We start from the raw sequence: 18,772 nt of genomic DNA on the forward strand, positions 1-18,772 counted from the left end.
CTCGAAGAATTGGACGTGGGGACCGCAAGATTTCGATCCGTTTGAAGATGCCAGCAGAAGTGCCGTTCGAGCCGTTCGGGAAATATACGTTTTGTTACGGATGCCTGCCGCCGGCGCAGCATGCGAACGATCATGCCGGGCAATGAGACCGCCTGTGCGGCGTCGATCGAACGGGGCGGTTTTCCAGAAGCAGGCAGGGCAGATTGGAAAACGACGCGGACGCTTATCACAGGATGCATCGCCGGACGCTTCTCGCCCGCGGCCTGTCCGCCGCGTCGCTCCTGGGCGCCTCGTCGGCTGGCTTCCCTCTGACGTCTCTCGCCCGCGCAGGCGATGGGTGGGGTTCCTTTGCCTGGACGTCAGCGGAGATCGCGATGGGCGATACGCTGATGGTCTCGGCAGAGGTGGCCGGCAGTCCCGTCCGCGCCATTCTAGACAGCGGAAGCGCCGCTTCGATCATCAATACGCGCCTGGTGGAGAGTCTGGATATCGCCCCATCCGGGAAACGGATCATTCGCGGCACCGGTGGCCGCGTCGAGGTCACCGAGATCAGCGACGTTGCCCTCACCGTCGCCGACGATCGCAGGCGCTTGCCGTTCGCCATCGTGAGCGACCTTGCGGCGATATCGTCCGCATTCGGGCGCCCGATCGATCTGGTCCTGGGGGAGGACATCTTGGCGGGGCGCTGTGTCGCCCTCGACTTCACGCAGGACCGGATCGGCTTCGCCCCGACGGGGAGTTTTGCCGGCGGGAGCGGCTGGCGTCGCCTTCCTCTGACGCACGGGACTCGCAGCGAACTGCTGGTCACAGCGTCGATCGGGGGCGGGAGCCCCGTGCAACTCATTTTCGATCTCGGGAGCGCAAATGCGCTCATGCTCTCTACCCCCTTTGTCGCTGCGCAGGACCTCCTCGCCGGCAAGGCCCGGTCGACCGCGGCGCTGGGAAGCCTTGATGGGGTCCAGATTGTGACCGCCTTTGTTCTGGACGACATTGTTATCGGCGAAGTGCACATTGCCGGGGTGCCGGTGGCGGGGCTGGATCATTGGCAATCCGACAGCGCGGTGGGGAGCATCGGATTGCCGCTCATCGCGCAATTCGATGTGATCATGGATATCACTGCGGAAAGCCTGTGGCTGCGTCCGGCGCCGCCAAAACACAGGCTCCCGATGCTGAAAGACCGTTCAGGCTTCGGCCTGGCGGTTTCGCCTTCCGCCCTGACCGTCGCCCATGTCGCGGTCCATAGTCCGGCCGAGAAGAGCGGCTGGTCGGTCGGCGATCGGATCGTCCGTATCGACGGGCGGCCAATCAATGCAAGCTACACGCGTGGGCAGCTTTGGCGCTGGCGCTTCCTTCCTGCCGGCACCCACTTCAGGCTCGTCGACGGATCCGGTATCGTGCGGCTGCTGACGCTCGCAGATTATTACTGACGTTGACGCCCGTGTCGGCGTTCGGTCGCGACGCACGGCTTCTTGTTGCCGATCGACACCGCATCCAACCGGCCCCGGATTGCTCTATCAGCCGCTACGTAACAATCCCAATACTTCGCAAAGTCGTCATCTCGCACATCCGCAACGCAGCCCTCCTGCGAGGGAGAATATTGAGTCCGCGGTGCCGCACACCTGGGCGCCGGGCCATGTATAGCGGAGATGTTTCATGTTCCAGCAAGCGATCGACACCGTCCGGGCGAAGGGTCACGCACCGTCGCGTTATGGCAACTTCATCGGTGGACGATGGGTGGAGCCGATACGCGGCGAATATTTTACGGACCATAGTCCGATCAACGGCCGGCAGCTCGCCGAGATCGCGAAGTCTTCGCCAGAGGATGTGGAGGCAGCGCTGGATGCTGCCCACCGGGCGAAGGAGGGCTGGGCGCGCATGTGCCCCGCCGAGCGCGCAAGGATCCTCAATCGCGTGGCTGACCGGCTCGAGGACAATCTCGAGCTGCTCGCGCTGGCCGAGACCATGGACAACGGGAAGCCGATCCGGGAGACCCGCGCCGCCGATGTGCCGCTGGCCATCGATCACTTCCGCTATTTCGCCGGCTGCGTCCGCGCGGAGGAAGGGTCGATCTCGACAATCGACGAGAAGACGATCGCCTATCATTTCCGCGAGCCGCTGGGCGTCGTCGGACAGATCATTCCGTGGAATTTCCCGCTGCTGATGGCGGCCTGGAAGATTGCCCCGGCGCTCGCGGCCGGCAACTGCACGGTCATCAAGCCCGCCTCGCAGACGCCGCTTTCGCTGCTGCTGTTCGCCGAGCTGACCGCCGATATCCTGCCGCCGGGGGTGGTCAATATCGTGACCGGACCGGGTGGGTCGGTCGGACGCGCGATCGCGGCCAATCCGCGGATTGCGAAAGTGTCCTTCACCGGCGAAACGACGACCGGCCGGCAGATCATGGGCTATGCCGCCGAGCACCTGATCCCGCAGACGATGGAGCTGGGCGGAAAGTCCCCGAACATCTTCCTGGCGGACGTCATGAACGAGGACGACAATTTCCTCGACAAGGCGCTGGAAGGCTTCGCCCTGTTCGCGTTCAACAAGGGTGAGGTCTGCACCTGCCCCTCGCGCGCGCTGGTCCACGAATCGATCTTCGACCGGTTTGTCGAAAGGGCGGTCGCGCGCGTCGCGGCGATCCGGGTCGGCGACCCGCTCGATCCGCTCACGCAGATGGGCGCGCAGGCGTCGGAGGACCAGCTCCACAAGATCCTGGGCTATATCGACATCGGCAAGCAGGAAGGCGCCGAGTGCCTGACGGGGGGGCAGCGCGCCCGTCCGGGAGGCGAGCTCGACGACGGCTTCTTCGTCGAGCCCACCGTGTTTGTCGGCAACAACAAGATGCGGATCTTCCAGGAGGAGATTTTCGGGCCGGTCCTGTCGGTGACCCCGTTCAAGACGATCGAGGACGCGATCTCGATCGCCAACGACACCATCTACGGATTGGGCGCCGGTGTGTGGACCCGTAACGGCAATCATGCCTATCGGCTGGGCCGCGCGATCGAGGCCGGTCGGGTGTGGACCAACTGCTATCATGCCTATCCCGCGCACGCGGCGTTCGGAGGATATAAGGCCTCCGGGTTCGGGCGTGAAAACCACAAGATGATGCTCGACCACTATCAGCAGACCAAGAATCTGCTGGTCAGCTACGACGAGACGGCCCTCGGCCTCTTTTGACCCGGCTCACCCAGGCCGCGGCCAATCCGCGCGGCCGCCTCTGCAAGGAACACCACGATGAACAAGACCATGAAAGCTGCGGTCGTACGCGAATTTGGCCAACCGCTGGTGATCGAGGAAGTGCCGGTCACGATGCCTGGCCCGGGCCAGATCCTGGTGAAGATCGCGGCGACCGGCGTTTGTCATACAGACCTTCACGCGGCCGAGGGGGACTGGCCGGTCAAGCCCAATCCACCGTTCATTCCCGGCCATGAGGGTGTCGGTCATGTGGTCGCGGTGGGTAGCGGCGTGACCTATGTGAAGGAGGGCGACCGTGTCGGCGTCCCCTGGCTCTACACCGCCTGCGGGCACTGTGTTCATTGCCTCGGCGGATGGGAAACGCTCTGCGAGGCCCAGCAGAATACCGGCTATTCGGTGAATGGCAGTTTTGCCGAATATGTTCTCGCCGATCCCAACTATGTCGGTCACCTGCCGGCCAATATCGGGTTCATCGACATCGCCCCGATCCTGTGCGCCGGCGTGACGGTCTACAAGGGGCTGAAGGTCACGGACACACGGCCCGGCAATTGGGTGGCGATCTCGGGCATCGGCGGTCTCGGGCATATGGCCGTGCAATATGCCAAGGCGATGGGGCTCAATGTCGTGGCCGTCGATATCGACGACGCCAAGCTCGCGCTCGCGGAGCGACTGGGCGCAGATCTCTCCGTCAACGCGCGCAACGTCGACCCCGCGGCATTCATCAAGAAGGAGATCGGGGGCGCCCATGGCGCACTTGTCACCGCCGTGTCGCCGATCGCATTCAAGCAGGCACTCGGCATGGTCAGGCGGGGCGGCACGGTGGCGTTGAACGGGCTTCCGCCAGGCGACTTTCCGCTGTCGATCTTCGACACGGTCCTCAACGGGATCACCGTTCGCGGCTCCATTGTCGGCACTCGCCTCGATCTGCAGGAAGCCCTTGATTTTGCCGCCGAGGGCAAGGTTCACGCGACCGTCACGACGGACACGCTGGAGAATATCAACGACATCTTCGCGCGCATGCATCATGGCGAAATCGAAGGCCGGATCGTGATCGACTTCGAGGGCGGCGCCCAGTGACGGCGCGCTCGCTCAAAGCCTGCGCGGAACAACCGCTCTCGCATCGAGTTAGCCTCGGCTCTCGACGTCGGCGGGTCACGTGCCGCGACCCCGGGGCGAGTTTTCTCGTACCGTGGGACCGGCACAAAGCGGTCATAGATCTCCTTGGTCGCGGCAGCGCCCTGGGTGGAGACCGGCCGGCATGACCGAACGCGCCAAGCTCACCTTTTACGACCGCGTGCTTCGACCCGATCCATCACGCACTGTCGTCCGGCCATTTGAGCCGAGTTACCCCAGAGGCTTCGACGACGGTCCATCCCGCACGCAGGAGACAGTCGACCTGATCATGGGTCTCGACGAGGCTGAGTTGGCCCGCCAGTTGAAAGGCGTGACGCTGTCGCTGGACGAGAACCATCGTGATGTTGATGCCATGCTGCTTCGCCAATTCGACGATATCGCCGGTCGGATTAAAGGCGCTGATCGGACGAACGCTGCGCAACGACGATTGATCGGTGCCTATTGCAGCGAGGAATTTGCATATGAGGCGGCCGCCTTGTTCAATCCAAGCGCGGTACTCCATCCCGACCAGTCGGGTCTTGCCGAAGGCACCATCCGTTTCGTGATCTCGTTGCGGGGAATTGGCGAGGGACATGTGTCGTCCGTGACGTTCCGCACTGGCACCTGGACGCCGGGAGGAGCGCTCGTCGTCGATGATGCCAGTCCGACATCGGTAGCGCCCCTTATCGATACCTGTCCGAGAGGTGAGGGCGTAGCGGCGCGCCTTTGCTGCGCTGGTGGCAGGTCGATTTCGGAGACCGTGCTGTTCCCGGTACTGCCAAGCCAAACGCAAGGCATCGAAGATACGCGCCTCGTCCGCTTCTGCGAAGATGACGGCAGCATGATCTATCATGGAACCTATACCGCGTTCGGCGGGGGCCAAGTGCGATCGGAATTGCTGACGACGTCCGATTTTCGGTCGTTCGACATGCGCGTTCTGAGCGGTCGCGCCTCGAGCGGAAAGGGTATGGCCCTCTTTCCGCGGCGCATCGCGGGCAAGTACGCAATGCTTGGGCGTCAGGACAGCAAGAACATCTGGCTACATTTTTCCGATGAGCTGCTGAACTGGGAAGGGGGCGAAAAGCTCATTACGCCAAAGTTCCCCTGGGAATTCGTGCAGGTGGGAAATTGCGGGTCGCCGATCGAGCTCGACGAAGGCTGGCTGGTGATGACCCACGGTGTCGGCACGGTGCGAAACTACTGCATCGGCGCGTGTCTGCTCGACAAAAACGACCCATCGAAGCTGCTGGCCCGCACGCCGCGCCCGGTGCTCTTCCCCAGTCCCCACGAGCGAGACGGTTACGTGCCCAACGTCGTCTACAGTTGCGGTGCGATTGTTCAGGGTCGGACGATGTTGCTCCCTTATGGCGTGGCGGACAGCTTTACTGCCTTCGCTACGGCATCGATCGACAATCTCCTCGATGTGATGGAGTAGGTCACTTTGGCTCACAGGGAATAGTCGGCCGCCGGGTGGAGAATTCTTGTTCCGGCCGGCGTGAGACGCGCCCGGGCGGCGGGTCATCTCGCACCTGTGGTTATTGCTCGGCCAGAGCGGGATCAGGCGCGAGGCAAGCGAGGATTGCCATGATCGCGGTTCGGGTCTCCGCCACGTCTCGCACGGGGATTACGTCGATTCCGGCTGCGCGAACGGGATCGTCATTGCCACCGGGATAGATCGCGTCCCCCATGAACAGCATGGCCGACTGCGGAATGCCGGATTCCTCGGAAAGACGGCGCATTCCGTAGGCCTTGTCGATACCTTGGCGAGTAATGTCGATGGAGGTTGATCCTCCCACGTTGACGGACAATTCCGGCAGTCGTGATCGAAGCGCCGCCTGCAGTGCCTTGCGCTTGGCGAAGTCGGGATCCCACGCTTTCTTTGCATCGAGCGGCGCCTCCTGTCCAAGTCCAGAGAAAGTAATCTGGCTTCCGCGGTCCTCGATCCGCTCGCCCCATATCTTCTCGTGCGCCAGGTCCATCTCGTCCAGAGCCTGTTCAAACGCGCGCAGAATGCGCTGGCGTTCGTCGGGGTCGAACACATCAGCATAGACTGGTTTCCAGCTGCTCTCGAAACGGTAGAGTTTGGTGCCCGTCGTCGGCATAATGAAGAGCTGCCGGAGGTTGGCACTGCTCGGCAGCAGCGACACGACTTGCGCTTCGAACTGCGGCCAGTCGCCACCGGAGATAACCGCGACGCCGACGAGATCGAGCAGCGCGGCAAGCAACTCGACCATATTCTGGTCGATCGGCTGCTTGCTTTCAGCCAGCGTGCCGTCGAGATCGAAGGCGAAAAGTCGCTTCATCGGTGGACTCCAATCAGGGTGCGGTCGCTCGGCAGGTAGGCGGCGCTAAGGCACGATCGCCGGCTCTGGTGGATCTCCGAACGCGATGCGCCTTTCCAAGATGCCGCAGCGGATCCGCCTTTGGCCCGGCTCGTGCGGCGCTGCACATTTTTTGCGCGCCACCTCGTCGCGCACATCGATGGCGCGACCGACAATGGCTGGATCATCTCGCAGCCTCCGTCTGGATGATATTGTCTATCGCCTGGGCAGCGCCGTCCTCCTCGTTCGACACAGTCACCTGGTCAGCGGCTGAGCGGACCGCGTCGGGACCCTGTCCCATCGCAATTGAGAGGCCAGCGCGCGCGAACATTGGAAGGTCATTGCGCTCGTCCCCCAAGACGGCAACGTTGGCGAGCGGCACTCCGATCGCGGCTGCCAGGGCGGCGACGCCATCACCTTTGTTGGCCTGGGCGGCGGTAATGTCGAGATAGTAAGGCTGTGAACGGCCGACAGTCGCAGAGCGTCCGAGCGCTGCCGCGATATCGCCGTCAAGTCGCGCGAGGAGTGCTTGGTCGTTGCTGACGCCGACGATCTTGTCAGTGTGTGCGAGCAATCCCGCGAAGTTGTCCCTGATTATCGGCTCGATGTTTGCCGCGCGGCGCTCGCGCGGAACGTACACATCGTCGGCCGCGCGTGCGTACCAGAGGCCGCCCGTGAACAGCCAGGGCGTGACGGCTGGGTGCTCGAGCAGGGCGAGCGTCCGCGCGGCGCACTCGGGATCGAGTTGGTCGGCCGAGATGACAGCCCAATCCGTCTCGACGATCGTGCCGCCATTGAAAGCGCCGATGACGCCCGGGAGTTCCAGCCGTCTCGCGATCCAAAGCATGCCGCTGGGCGGGCGAGCACTGATCAGGCTCACCGCAATACCAGCTGCTCTGGCGCGTCCAACTGCAGAGATGACGCCTTCGGAGAGGCTTTTGTCCTGGCGGACGAGCGTGCCATCTATATCGGAGACGATCAGGCGAATAGGGCTGCTCATCCCAGGTGATGCCAGCGTCGATGCGAGCGGTGCATCAGCGCATCCGCACTTTCTGGGCCGGCGCTGCCTGCGGCATAGTCCTCGGGAGTGCCCTGCGTCCACAGATCGAGGAGCGGCTGCACAGCGCGCCAGCCACCTTCGATTTGCGCGGCGCGCTGAAACAGCGTCTGGTCGCCGGATTGCACGTCATACAGCAAAGTTTCGTAGCCGGTCTGGTGGCCAACGTCGAAATGGTCACGGTAGCGGAAATCCATTGCCACTGGCGCAGTGTTCACGACGAGCCCAGACCGCTTGACCACAAACTCGAGGCTGATGCCCTCGTCGGGCTGGATTTGCACCACAAGACGGTTGGGGGGCAGCCGGTCCACCACCGTCTCCTGGAAAAGCGCCAGCGGCACGTCGCGGAATTGGACGACGATCTCGGTATCACGGGTCGCCAGCGCCTTCCCGGTGCGTAGATAAAAGGGCACGCCCGACCACCGCCATGTCTCTACGTGCAACTTGAGTGCGGCGAAGGTCTCCGTGCGGCTGGCAGGGTCCACGTCGGGCTCGTCGAGATAGGCGGGAACGGCCTTGCCAGCGACTGAGCCCGAGCAATAGCGCCCGCGAATGGCCTCGGCCGGGTCGATCGGCAGGATGGCGGCAATCACCTTCTCCTTCTCCGTGCGGATCGCATCGGCATCGAAGCTGATCGGGGGCTCCATCGCTATCATCGCCAGTAGCTGGAAGAGATGATTGGGAACCATGTCCCGCAATGCGCCGGTGGCGTCGTAGAATCTGCCGCGGGTGCCGACGGTCACTGCCTCGGCCGCCGTTATCTGGACATGGTCAACGTAGCGGTTGTTCCAGACGGCCTCCATCATGGTGTTGCCGAAGCGTGTGACCATGATGTTCTGCACGGTCTCCTTCCCAAGGAAATGATCGATCCGGTAGATCTGGGACTCGCTGGCGCGGGAAAGGATTTGCCGGTTCAGCGCCTGCGCGGAGACAAGGTCGGTCCCGAACGGTTTTTCGATCACGACGCGGCGGAAACCATCGGTCTCGGTGAGCAGTCCTGCATCGCCGAGCTGATTGACGACGGTCCCGAAGAAAGTCGGCGCGGTGGCGAGGTAGAATATCGCGTTGCCGGCGAGTTGGCGGCCGAGACCCTGATACATTGCCGGGTCGGCGAAATCGCCTTTCAAATAGCGGATACGACTGCGGAGCCATTGCCAGTTGGCATCGTCCTCCACGCCTTCGTCAAGCGCCGCGCGCAGCTGTTCGTCGTCGATGTCATGATGGCTGACACCGACGAGCGCCAAATCCTCCTTCAGCAAGTCGGCCCGAGCGAGGTTGACGAGCGCGGGTATCAGCAAGCGGCGGGCGAGGTCTCCGAGTGCGCCGAAGATAACGAAGGTGGCAGAGGGCGCAGTCGGAGCATCGCTCATTGCGGCATCTCGACATGGCCACCGAAGCCGAACCGCATCGCCGAGAGCAGCTTGTCGCCGAACGTTGTGTCGACGCGGCTGCGGTAGCGCGCGAACAGTGCCGCTGAGAGCACGTAGGCAGGGACTGCCTCCTCCATTGCCGCCTCGATCGTCCAGTGACCCTCGCCGGAATCCGCGACCTGGCCGGAGAATTGTTCCAGCATTTGGTCCTTCGCGAGCGCCGTTGCGGTCAGATCGAGCAACCACGAGGAGATGACGCTTCCGCGACGCCAAACTTCGGCGATGTCCGTCAGGTTGAGGTCGAAGCGCTCGTCTTCCGGCAGCTTGGCCGATGACTTGCCCTTCAGGATGTCGAACCCCTCAGCATAGGCCTGCATCAAGCCATATTCGATGCCGTTGTGCACCATCTTGACGAAATGGCCCGAGCCGGCGGGACCGGTGTGGATATAGCCCTTCTCGGCACGGGCATCCTCGTTGGGATCGCCGCGATCCGGCGTGCGTGCGATCGTCCCGAAGCCTGGTGCCAGGGCCTCGAAGAGAGGATCGAGACTGACGAGCGTCGCAGCATCGCCTCCGATCATCATGCAATAGCCTCGGTCGAGGCCCCACACGCCGCCTGAGGTGCCCACATCGACATAGTGGAGCCCCTTCATGGCGCACAGCTTCGCCCGGCGGATGTCGTCCTTGTAGAAGCTGTTGCCGCCGTCGATGATTATGTCGCCTGGGGAGGCGAGGCCCATCAGCGTCTCGATCGTGCTCTCCGTCGGCGGTCCGGCTGGCAGCATCACCCAGAAGATGCGCGGCCCCTCCAGCGTGGCTGCGACCTCCTCAAGCGAAGCGGCGGGGGTCGCGCCTTCGCCGGCCAGCATGGCCACCAGCGGCGGGTTCCGATCATAGGCGACGATCTCGTGACCGCCGCGCATCAGACGGCGCGCGATATTGGCACCCATCCTGCCGAGGCCGATCATCGCTATACGCATCTGCTCATGCCTCAGCTTTCTGTACGGCATCCATCGCCAACGGACCGATGGAGTCGGTCGCGGACCTTTTGAGCGCTCGGGCCTTTTCAGCCGGCTGAGCCGATACCGTCGTCATGGATTTGGGCATCCACAGGAAAGCTGAGCTTCTGGGCGGTCTTCGGGAAGACCTGTTCGGACCCCGTTGGGTACCCGCCTGAGAGGCTTAGTACCGGCCGCGCAGAGTTCGACTACGCGTGCCGCTCTGCTCGACGAGCTATCCTGTTCGGCCGTGCTCAGGATCGCGGTCAGTGCGGAAAGATATGCGAGCGTCGATTCAGCGCCTTGGTTGGCATTGCGCCGGTCTGGATGGAGACCATCGAAGCAGGCGCCTCGTTCGACGTCCACGACGGGGATGCCAAGGTCGTTTGCCCCGAGAAACCAATTGAAGGCCCGGCGCGCTTCGCGCTTCCACCGGACGTCGCTGGTGACTCGGGCCGCGGTAAGGCATGCGCTCACCGCTGCACAAGCCTCGAGAGGCTGCTGGTCGAACGGCTGCGGGCGCCGCCTGTCGCTTCCAAATGTTTCGGTTCCGATCGGCCGAAAGTGCCCAGCTTCAGCCGTCTGCAGCGTCATCAGCCAGCGCAGCGTATCGAGGCCGGCATCAAGGTGAGACTCGTTGCCAGTGTCATGGCCGCTTTCGATGAGAGCTTCACACAATCGGGCATTGTCATAGCCGAGCCTGTCTTCGAACCAGATCCAGTCGGGCGCGGCGGCGTCAGACCAACGTTGGAACAAGCGATTGGACAGTTCTCCTCGCAGCTGTTCCAGATTGCGATGGCCCGGGAAGCGCCGGAGAAGCTTTGAGATGCCGAGCAGCCCGTAGGCCCAGGCACGCGGCGTGGTCAGCGCTACCAACGCCGGCGCCATCTCCAGCAAGCGCGCGGCGGCCCATCCGTCCAGGAATCGATCGTCTTTTCGCATTGCGACCGCCCCCAGCGCCCAGACCGTGCGGCCATGCGCGTCGTCGGCTCCCGCATCGTCGAGCCATGTGCGGTCGAACCCCATGAAATTGTGGACGCGGTTATCCTTTGGCGACCAGGCGTGCTCAACGAATGCGGCATATGTCAACGCAAGCTGCTCCTCGTGTGGAGTAAGAGAACGCAGCGTCGATAGTTCGGAGAGAAGCAACAGCGCGCGCGCGTTGTCATCGAGGCAATAGCCGTGTCTCCGGTCCGGAACCGCGAATTTTGTGTGCTGGGTTACGCCGACCATGTCGGTAAGAGCGGCGAGATGGTCCGTGTTTATCGGTGGAAGCGCCCTGTTCCAGGCTTCGTCATTTACAGGACGTATAGCCCGAGAAGCGCCGGAGCGTCTTTCAAATCGGACATCGGAGAAGACTTTCAGGTACTGCTTCGCCACGCTCGACCAGATCATCGCGCGACCGCGCTCGTACGCGCGGGTTCTAATCTCGCTACGCGACGCGCCATCGACGATCAATCGAGCGACGGCAGCTCCGAGTGCATCCGGTTCCGAAAAAGGCACCAGCACGCCACAATGGTCGGCGAGCAGTTCCTGCGCATACCAGAAGGGCGTGGAGACGACCGCTTTACCAAGGGCAACAGCGTAAGCGAGCGTTCCTGAAACGATCTGCGCTTCATTGGGGTAAGGCGATAGGTAGATATCGCATGCAGCCAAATGGTCGAGCAGCTCATCCAGTGAGAGATAACGGTCGACAAAGCAAATATTCTCGATGACGCCGAGTTCGGTTGCGAGTGCAACGAGGCTATCGCGATAGCGTTCGCCTTCATCCCTAACGAGGTTGGGGTGGGTCGCGCCGACAATCATATAGAGCAGATTGGGATGGTCGCGAACGAGTGCCGGCACTGCGCGAATTGCCGTTTCGATACCTTTGCCTGGACCAAGCAGGCCAAAGGTCATCAACAAGGTCCGGTCTGCAAGTCCCAGTTTGTGCTTCGCCATCGCCGGATCGATAAAGGCGCGGTCCGGAACGCCGTGGGGTATCACGGCGATGTGCTCGGTCGGGACATCATAGACGTCCTGCAGAATGCGCCGTCCTTTGTCCGCCATGACGACGAGGCGGGATGAGTGTTTGATGATGCCATCCATGACGCGACGTTGTGCAGGGTTGGGGTTGGCCAGTACGGTGTGCAGCGTCGTGACGATCGGAGCGTTGAGGCCGCTGAGAAGGCCAAGGATGAATTCACCGGCCTCACCTCCGAAGATCCCGAACTCGTGCTGAAGAGAAACGAGATCGACGTTCGACACGTTGAGGAAGTCGGCGGCGACTGCATAGGACGCGGGCGAGGCCTGCTGGATCTCCAGGGCGACATCGGGCGGATAGGCGTAAGTGTTGGCATCGTCCGTCAACGCGATCGTCATTGAAGAGAGATCGGAATCGCAGTTCTTCAACGCCTGCTGCAGATCGTTGGTGAAGGTGGCGATGCCACACTGCCTTGGAATGCAGGTTCCTACGACAGCGATACGCTTGAGCGGGGGAATGATCACAGAGTGGTTCATGCTCGACCTCAAATATGAAAATATCTCTCAGAGCGGCTCATGCCGCCTTGGGGGCCGCGTCCGCTGCTCCCTCGTGTTCGCGCCGCGGCAAGACGACGGTTGCCGAGCAATGGGGTTCATGATCCGACCATGTTGTCGGGCTTCGACCACCGTCCAGAGTCAAGGCCAATATTCTGTCTCCACGCCTGAGCAGCTTGGACACAGGATTGCGCGGCCGCGCCGGCCTGACGGCGTTAATGCTGGCGCGGTGACTTGGGCGATTGGCTTGCATTTCTTCGATTTATGGCAAGCACACACACGTCGCGTTACGTAATGTGCGCAGGACTTGCTGACCGGCGTCGCCTGAGCCAGGCCGCGCGTCGGCCGGATTCACGATGCTGAAATTGCTGAGGGCGGAACGCGTCAATCTCGTGCCAAGCTTGATCTGTGCGTGCGAGCGCTGGATCGCCAGGGGATCATCATCATTTATCGCGCGGTCGGGGCGATCCACGAAACTGTGGTCATTATGGCAACACCGACCATGACCAGACAGGCTGCGCCACCGAGCAGTTGCAGCCGCCGAGGAATGGGCTGGCCGTTCATCGCTTCGGAATCCGAGCCGAGCCATATCACCAGGGCAATAAGTGGGGCTGCAACAAAGCCGTTGACGACAGCACTCCATAGCAATGCCCTCATCGGATCGATCGAGGAGAAGTGCACAAGCACACCCAGCAACCCCGCGGCAGCAATTACGCCATAGAAGGCCTTGGCCCGCCCAGCGCTTTGCGCAAGGCCGGTCCGCCAACCAAATGCTTCAGAAACGGCATAGGCCGCAGAGCCGGCGAGCACCGGAATGGCGAGCATGCCGGTCCCGATGATTCCGACAGCGAAAAGCGCGAAGGCAAAATCGCCTGCAAGCGGTCGAAGCGCCTCGGCCGCTTGAGCAGCCGTATCAATCTGGGTGGTTCCAGCGACATTCAGAGTTGCGGCCGTCGTCACGATGATGAAGATGGCAATGACGTTCGAGAACAGCATTCCGAGCCAGCTGTCCAGTCGGATACGGCGCACTTGCCAGTCTGGCCCTGGCTCCGCATCACCAGCGCTGGCCAGGCCCGCTTCTTCGGCTTCCTGCGAGGCCTGCCAAAAGAAAAGATAGGGGCTGATCGTGGTGCCAAAGATCGCCGCCACCAGCATCCACGCTCCCGAGCCGGGCATGGCTGGTACTACAAGCCCGCGCAAGACCGAGCCCCAGGATACATGCACCACAAATGCCGTCGCCGCATAAGCCAGGAGCGCCAGGGTCATCCATCGCAAGAGCCGGGCATATCGCTGATAGTCCACAAACGTCTCGAGCAATGTTGAAGCAAGCGCAAAGACGATCACCCAGGGGTGCGGGGGACCGCCGCCTATGAGAGACATCGCCGAGCCCATTGCACCCAGGTCGGCCCCGAGATTGATGATATTTGCGATGAACAGGAGGAGGACAACGAGCCTTAGAACGGGTGATGGACAACGACGACGAATGGTTTCAGCCAGCCCGGCGCGGGTACTTCGCCCTATTCGACCACAGATCTCCTGCACGGCCGCGGCAAGCGGCCAGGTGAGAAGCATGGTCCAGCCAAGCATATATCCATAAGCCGCGCCGGCTTGCGCATAGGTTGCAATCCCGCTGGGATCGTCGTCGGCGGCTCCGGCAATAAATCCTGGGCCAAATATTTGGCGGATGCGTCGCAATCGGCGGGTGCGAGACGCCTTTGGGCGTGGAGCTTTCATCAAAGGGCCGTCCTGTTGGGAATCCGGCTCGCGCGCCAACGGGGTTCTCGTGCACGCTGGTCCCATTTTTCCAGTTCTTTGGTCGGCCGGTTACGGATCCTTGAGTTCGGTTTCGTGAATGTGGTCTGCGGGCAGCGGCATTTTCGCGCGAACGGACGTGGCGCGAGGAAAAGCTGTCGGGCAGCGCCCTTTCCAACTCCGGGAAATCCTCGAATTGCTCTTTCGGGCTGGAGTAAAGCGCGCGTAGCGACTGTTGCCGGTACACCCCTATGACGGGTCAATGGACCTTCACCATGCCGACACCCTTGATATTGTTGAATGAGTCGGTCTGGTGACACGCGAAGCACTGCTCCACGCGGGCGCTCTTCTCGCCGGTGATCGTCTTGTCCATCATTTCGAAGTGCATCATGTTATGGCTCGGCGGCGGCTTGTGGCACTGCGAACATTCGGTTGATTTGGGGCTGGGGTGGAGAAATCCGCTGATCTTCCAGCTGCTCGTGAGATGGCAGCTGGCGCAGTCCGTGCCGAAGAAGCCCTTATGCGTGTCCCGGGGGGCATGACAGGACTGGCAGTCGAGCCCCGCGGGATGGTTCATGCCACGCTGGGCGATCTTCTCGAGTACGGCATGATCCATGCGGACCGGCCGAATGTCTCTCCCCTGATGTTCGACATGGCAGCCGGCGCATTCCGTGACGTTAACGTGGAAGGCGGTCTCCGGCTTCATAAGCAATTCCGGCGCCGACGCATGGCAGGCAATACAGGTTTCGGCCTTGATCCCGCGATTGGGCGTGTGACAGCTCTCGCACTTGCCTTCGAGAAATGCATGGGCGTTCGATAGCGGCCCGGGTCGAACCGACGACGCCCATTGCGGCAGCGCGGTGCTGCCCGAGCGGTAGATGGTGAGGGGGACGGCGATCGCGGCGGCCACCGCGAGCGTCGCAAGGATCAGATAGACGATGGTCGTCCGGTTCATGGCCACCACCGCAGGCCGAAGTAGATGCTGCTCCAGATGTGCATCGTCAGCAATCCGTACATGATGATCGCCGCGACGATATGCACGACGATCCACCTGTCGAGCGTGGCCTTGATGACGTCGCGTGCGGTAATCGTGAATTCGAGATCGGCTATCGCGCCGAGCAGCGAGTCCAGCGGCAGTCCTGATGGATCAACGATGTTCTGACCGTGCAGATCGGCCGATACGGCCGCCAGGACGTCATAGCGGTCGCGCAGGACCTTGAGTTCCTTTTGCTGAAACCGCAATTCCTGGCCGACCTGCGCCAGATAATATCGGCCGATGAAGCCCGTGACGACGACTGTCAGCATCGCGATCACGAGGGCGATGCCGATCGGACTTTGAAACTTGTGCCCTGAATGGATAATCCCGAGCAGCGCGCCGATCGCGCCGGCATACACATGGAAACTGAGCAGTCCGCCAAGCGAGACGAGACGCTGCGTGCGCTGCTTGACCCACGCCTGCCGCTTCACGATGCTGTAGACGAGCAGGAGCACGAAAAGCAGGGCGGCGGCGATGCCGAACAGGCCTCCCGCCAGGCTCCCGGGGAACCGCGGCGCGGAATGCAGCAGGAAGGCCGGGACCAGCAGCGCAAGAGCGGTCAAGAGAGCGCCGACCGTTACTTTCTCGGTTTCGGTCATCTCAAGCGTCCACCACGAGATCGCCCACCGATTTTGCCTGGCAGGCGAGGATGATACCGTCGGCCTTCTCGTCGGCGGCGAGAGCGTCTTCCACTTCCATCGTCACTTGGCCCTGCCGCAGCGGGACCTTGCACCTTCCGCAGATGCCGACCCTGCATTCATAGTCGATGGCCACGCCAATGGCCTCCGCCGCCTCGAGCACGGACTGATCGGGTGCGAGTGCACCGCTTTTGCCGGACTTCGAAAAAGCGATCGTCGCCTGCGCGGAAGGAATGGCGGGCGGCGTCTGCGGGGCGGCCGATGCCGAGCTGTCGGTCGCGGTCTCCGCCGGTTCATCTTCAAGGACGGGTCCGCCCTTGGGGGGCGCGAATTCCTCCGTCTTTACCTGCTCCGCCGGCACCTTGAGCTGCGCAAGCGCCGCCTTCACCGCGTCCATCATCGGCGGCGGGCCGCACAGGTGAACGCGCCTGCTGGCGATTTCGGGAACGGAAGCGGCGATGAAATCGGCCGTCAAATAACCGGAAGGCCCGGCCCAGTCGGTCCCTTCGGGCTTTGCGACGATGGAGACGATGTGAAGCTTGTGGTGGCGCCGCGCCAGATAGTCGCATTCCTCGCGAAAGATCAGATCCGTCGGCGTGTTGACACCGTAGAGGAGGTAGATGTCGTGTTCATAGGAGCGGTCCGTCAGGCTGCGCAGCACACTCATCATCGGTGTGATGCCGACTCCGCCGGCGATCAGGACGATCCCCTCGGCTTCCTTGCCGGTGAAGAAGAACCGGCCCGCGGGCGCCGCAATCTCGAGAAGGTCGCCCGTAGCGGCATGATCATGGAGATGGCGCGATTCCAGCCCATATTGTTCGCGCTTGATCGTGAGCTCGATATAGTCGCGCTGTGTGGGCGACGACGAGATCGTGTAGGATCGTCGGACCTTCTGGCCTTCGATCTCCGAGGTGATCGAGGCATATTGGCCGGGCAGGAACGTGAACGGCATCGGCCCGCGGTTCGGTTCCATGAGCCGGAACGTCTTGACGCTCGGGGTCTCGTCGAAGATCGCGGTGATCCGCAGGACGCCTTTCCACAGGCGCGGCGCTGCCGGCGTGGCGCTGCCGGGCGTAGCTGCGCCTGCAGGAGCAGCGGGCGCCGGCACGATGGGGGCCGGGGCCGGAGAGGTGGCCGGAGAGGTGGCCGGACTGGCCGGTGGTGTAGCCCCGCCTGGTGCGAGCCGCTCCACCAAGCTTGCGATGCGGCGCAGCCGCGCCCATCGGAGTAGCAGCGCCGCAACCAGAGCCGCCGCCAGCAGCGCCATCGCGATCAGGTGCCACCAGGAAAGGCCCGCCAGCTCGTTTCCGTATGCCATCTGGTCGCTGACGGCAAAACCCGACTGGGTCTTGAACCAGCTCAGGGCAATCTGCCGGGGAGGGCGGCCCTCTTCGAGGCCCCTGAGCGCGCCTGCTCCGCTGTCCGCGAGTGCGAGGCCTTCGCGGGCGCCCCTGATCGCATCCTGGGCTCCTTTCGTGTCGTTCGACATGAGAGCGTGGTGAAGCCGGGCTTGCTCCGCGGTCAGGACCTCGGCGCCCGACCCCAGGCGGGCGAGAGCCGCGGCGCGTACCGTCCGTCGTGCCTCATCGGTCAGGACGGGCCAGTCCATCAGCGAGGGGTAGAAGGGTTTGGCGCCGCCGTTTCCACAGCATCCCGCCGGTCCCGCGCCCATTTTGGTACCCGGCGACGGCACCATCATCCCTTTCATCATCGCCGCCATGGGATCGGCAGCTTTCGCCGCGGCCGGAGCTGCTGCCCCCATCACGTTGCCCGCTGGCATCGCCGCTGGCGCGGCGGCTCCGCCCGCTGGATGATGCGACGCGTGCTCTGACTCGGCCATCTGCGCCGACGCTGGCGGTGATCCGGAGATCATCGCCAGCGCGAGTGCGATACCGCTCGTCCTCAAAGCCCGCGATAGCTTGAGGCCGGTGATGTTGTTGTGAGGGCGCGTCACCTGAGGACTTCCTTACATGTCATCCTTCATGGGCATCGGCTTGTCCGCGGGCATCGGCGCCGGCTTCGCGGTGGCGGGTTTCGCATGGCGGCGGTGCGGGGCTGCCTTGTGCTTGGCCATCGGCATCTTCTTCATGCCGCAGCATCCGGCCTTCTTTGCCATCGGAGGCATGGCCGCAGGCATCTTGTCGTCCTGCATCGGCATGCCGGCCATGCCTGGCATCGCGTCGTGCTTCTCCATGCCGCCTGCCGGCATCGACCCGTTGGCGGAGGGCGCAGACTGGGTCGACGGATGGCCGGTGGTTTGCCCCTGGGCCGAGGCGATGGCGGGCGACAGCACGATTGCACCCCCTAGGGCGAGCGCGCGCAAGCGGGAAGAACGCGTCATGATCATGATCAATACTCCATTGCTATGACCGGCCGAACATCCGGCTGGCAACGGCCCCGAGGGACCACAAATCGATTTTCGCCAATATACGTAGTTTCCTGTTTCCCCGGCGTTGTCGCCCGGGCGCCCGGAGCCGGCGCCGATGCTCAATCATCGCGCGGGGTTCCCGTCGCCCGCTGCCAGGGCCAACGACCCTTGATCTCGACCTCTAGCGAGAAACTCAGGAAGGTTCGTATCAGCACAATGCCGGCAAGGACCGCGAGACTGCTAAGCGTTGGCTGGATCGCGATAGTGTTGATGATGTCGGCCGCAACCAGGAATTCGAGTCCGAGAAGAATGGCTTCACCGAGGCTCGACCTGAAGTTGCCGACGACATGTTGGTCGATCGGACCTTTCAGGGATTGCTGCAGGAATCTGATCAGCGAAGAACCGGCGCC

15 protein-coding genes are annotated in these 18,772 nt (G+C 62.8%); 4 read left to right on the plus strand and 11 right to left on the minus strand.

Going from position 1 to position 18,772, the window contains the following annotated elements:
- The first annotated feature begins 374 nt into the window (after positions 1-374).
- The 4 genes from CEQ44_RS06730 (at position 375) to CEQ44_RS06745 (ending at position 5,740) form a co-directional block, all read left to right on the plus strand.
- Positions 375-1,427 (plus strand): retropepsin-like aspartic protease, encoded by a 1,053-nt coding sequence (locus CEQ44_RS06730; RefSeq protein ID WP_082679250.1) that lies wholly within the window; start codon positions 375-377, stop codon positions 1,425-1,427.
- A gap of 226 nt (positions 1,428-1,653) precedes the next feature.
- On the plus strand, positions 1,654-3,174 hold the full coding sequence (locus CEQ44_RS06735; RefSeq protein WP_024018492.1) for an aldehyde dehydrogenase family protein: 1,521 nt from the start codon (positions 1,654-1,656) through the stop codon (positions 3,172-3,174).
- A 57-nt stretch (positions 3,175-3,231) separates the two neighbouring features.
- Positions 3,232-4,269, plus strand: coding sequence for an alcohol dehydrogenase AdhP (gene adhP, locus CEQ44_RS06740; RefSeq protein WP_024018493.1), 1,038 nt, complete (start codon positions 3,232-3,234; stop codon positions 4,267-4,269).
- A gap of 181 nt (positions 4,270-4,450) precedes the next feature.
- Positions 4,451-5,740: a glycoside hydrolase family 130 protein gene (locus tag CEQ44_RS06745; RefSeq protein ID WP_024018494.1), complete on the plus strand. Its 1,290-nt coding sequence runs from the start codon at positions 4,451-4,453 to the stop codon at positions 5,738-5,740.
- Positions 5,741-5,840: 100 nt separating this feature from the next.
- Here the strand turns inward: CEQ44_RS06745 and CEQ44_RS06750 are convergent, their stop codons facing one another.
- From CEQ44_RS06750 to CEQ44_RS06805, 11 genes are all read right to left on the minus strand, one after another.
- The gene (locus CEQ44_RS06750; protein WP_024018495.1) at positions 5,841-6,608 is read right to left on the minus strand and encodes an HAD-IIB family hydrolase; all 768 of its coding nucleotides are present in this window, start codon (positions 6,606-6,608) and stop codon (positions 5,841-5,843) included.
- 202 nt (positions 6,609-6,810) lie between these two features.
- A complete protein-coding gene (locus CEQ44_RS06755; protein WP_088181976.1) occupies positions 6,811-7,626 on the minus strand; it encodes a Cof-type HAD-IIB family hydrolase in 816 nt (271 codons plus the stop codon).
- Positions 7,623-9,053: a glucose-6-phosphate dehydrogenase gene (zwf, locus tag CEQ44_RS06760; protein ID WP_088181975.1), complete on the minus strand. Its 1,431-nt coding sequence runs from the start codon at positions 9,051-9,053 to the stop codon at positions 7,623-7,625. Before zwf ends, CEQ44_RS06755 begins: the two co-directional genes overlap by 4 nt.
- Positions 9,050-10,063, minus strand: coding sequence for a phosphogluconate dehydrogenase (NAD(+)-dependent, decarboxylating) (gnd, locus tag CEQ44_RS06765; protein ID WP_119750000.1), 1,014 nt, complete (start codon positions 10,061-10,063; stop codon positions 9,050-9,052). The genes zwf and gnd overlap by 4 nt, the downstream gene beginning before the upstream one ends.
- Positions 10,064-10,144: 81 nt before the next feature.
- Positions 10,145-12,550 (minus strand): glycosyltransferase family 4 protein, encoded by a 2,406-nt coding sequence (locus tag CEQ44_RS06770; RefSeq protein ID WP_024018499.1) that lies wholly within the window; start codon positions 12,548-12,550, stop codon positions 10,145-10,147.
- 465 nt (positions 12,551-13,015) lie between these two features.
- Positions 13,016-14,302, minus strand: coding sequence for an NRAMP family divalent metal transporter (locus CEQ44_RS06780; RefSeq protein ID WP_052028229.1), 1,287 nt, complete (start codon positions 14,300-14,302; stop codon positions 13,016-13,018).
- Positions 14,303-14,579: 277 nt separating this feature from the next.
- Entirely contained in the window at positions 14,580-15,275 is a 696-nt protein-coding gene (locus CEQ44_RS06785) for a cytochrome c3 family protein (RefSeq protein ID WP_024018501.1), read from the minus strand.
- Entirely contained in the window at positions 15,272-15,955 is a 684-nt protein-coding gene (locus CEQ44_RS06790) for an iron reductase (protein ID WP_024018502.1), read from the minus strand. Before CEQ44_RS06790 ends, CEQ44_RS06785 begins: the two co-directional genes overlap by 4 nt.
- A gap of 1 nt (position 15,956) precedes the next feature.
- Positions 15,957-17,948 carry an FAD-binding oxidoreductase gene (locus CEQ44_RS06795; RefSeq protein WP_088181973.1) on the minus strand — a complete coding sequence of 664 codons (1,992 nt, stop codon included), beginning with the start codon at positions 17,946-17,948 and terminating at the stop codon, positions 15,957-15,959.
- Positions 17,949-17,960: 12 nt separating this feature from the next.
- Positions 17,961-18,341 (minus strand): hypothetical protein, encoded by a 381-nt coding sequence (locus tag CEQ44_RS06800; protein ID WP_024018504.1) that lies wholly within the window; start codon positions 18,339-18,341, stop codon positions 17,961-17,963.
- A 140-nt stretch (positions 18,342-18,481) separates the two neighbouring features.
- A partial coding sequence (locus tag CEQ44_RS06805) for a DUF1622 domain-containing protein (protein ID WP_256960028.1) occupies positions 18,482-18,772 on the minus strand: 291 nt, incomplete at its 5' end.

Origin of the sequence: Sphingobium sp. Z007 (assembly GCF_900013425.1) — a bacterium.
GTDB lineage: Bacteria > Pseudomonadota > Alphaproteobacteria > Sphingomonadales > Sphingomonadaceae > Sphingobium.